The organism is Streptomyces sp. NPDC048269, assembly GCF_040652395.1.
Classification (GTDB): Bacteria; Actinomycetota; Actinomycetes; order Streptomycetales; family Streptomycetaceae; genus Streptomyces.
This window is the reverse complement of sequence record NZ_JBEZLW010000124.1, coordinates 1-1,459: the sequence shown is the minus strand read 5'-3', so window position 1 is coordinate 1,459 and position 1,459 is coordinate 1. Positions and strand designations below refer to the sequence as shown.

At 68.9% G+C, this 1,459-nt stretch carries 1 protein-coding gene; it reads right to left on the bottom strand.

Annotated elements, in window-relative coordinates; all coding sequences use genetic code 11:
• Positions 1 to 18: 18 nt before the first annotated feature.
• The gene (locus tag AB0D48_RS37410; protein WP_362407834.1) at positions 19 to 1,233 is read right to left on the bottom strand and encodes an IS110 family transposase; all 1,215 of its coding nucleotides are present in this window, start codon (positions 1,231 to 1,233) and stop codon (positions 19 to 21) included.
• Between the last annotated feature and the right edge of the window lie 226 nt (positions 1,234 to 1,459).

The following is a 1,459-nucleotide window of genomic DNA, read 5'->3' as shown; positions in this document are numbered from 1 at the left end:
TGAAGCTCCTATTGGCTGTCAAGCAGCGGTGAGCCAGTCGCGGTAGGCGTTGGCGAGGTTGTCGTCGCGGCGGGTGCCGCGTTCGATGCAGGAGATGACGGCGGGCCAGACGCCGAAGTGGTGGGCGACGGTGGTGAGGGTGATGTTCTTGGCCTGGCGTGCGGGTCGCAGGTCTGCGACCTCCGGGACCGTGACCGTGGTGGTGAGATAGCGGAACACTTCCCGGGCGATGGCCCGCTTGAGAAGCCGGATGATCTCCTTCTTGGTCCGGCCGGCCGCGGTCTGCCGGACCACGTATTCGCGGGTTCGGCGGTCGCTGGCCATGCGGACGAGGGTTATCCGGTAGAGGGCCGCGTTGGCGGCGCGGTCGCCGCCTCGGGAGAGGCGGTGACGGTTGGTCTTGCCGCTGGAGGCGGGGACGGGTGCGACACCGCACAGGGCTGCGAAGGATGCCTCGGTGCGGAGGCGATCGTGGTTGCCGCCTGCGGTGATCAGGAGCTGGGCGGCAGTGTCTGGGCCGACGCCGTAGGCGGCACGCAGACCCGGATTGTCTCCGGTGACCGCGCTGTCCAGCGAGGCCGTGAGCTCATCGTGCTCGGCGGTCAGGGCCTGGACACGTCGGGCCAGACTCTTCAAGGCGGTCAGGACGGCTGTGTGGACGGCGTCTCCCGTGGGACGCAGGCGTGCCAGGGCATCGATCAGCGGTTTGCCGCGCAGGGCTCGGTAGCGGGCACGGATGGCGTCGGGGGCGCTGATGAGGATGTGCCCGATCTGGTTCATCGCGGCGGTGCGGGCTTTGACCGTGGAACGGGCGGCGTTGTGGAGGGCCCGTATACCGGTGACGGTCTCGTCCTTGGGCGCGCTCGATGCCCGCCCGGAGAGTGCGGCGCGGGCAGCGGCGTAGGCGTCGATGGGGTCGGACTTGCCGCTGCGGCGGCGTTCGGCGCGGTCGGGGCGGTTGACCTCGACCACGCTCAGGCCGCAGGCGCGGGCTGCCTGGGTGAACCCGGCTCCGTAGGACGCGGTGCCTTCCACACCGATCGCGATCACATCACCGTGGGCGCCCAGGAACGCGAGGGCTGCCGTGTATCCGGCGGTAGTTGTGGGGAACTCGGCGTCGGCGAGATGGCCGCCGTTGTCGGTGACGACCGCGACATGAATGGTGTCGGCATGGGAGTCCACACCGCCGAACACCCATTGGCCGACCGTGTCCGCTGTGCCCGCTGCTGTCATGCTGGAGGTGCCTTCCTAGCCGGAGGTGGCACCCGGCCGGGTGGGGCAGACAGGACATTGAGGGGGCTTCTGACCAAGCTCCTATCAGGTCATGTTCCACCTGGCCGGAGCCATGAAGAACGGGCCCCGGCAGCCGGACGGTACAACGGGAAGACAGCCCAGCAGGGCGTCAGTCAGTGGCAGAGCCACGACCACCGGAACCCGCTACGAGTATCAATGTCAGTGG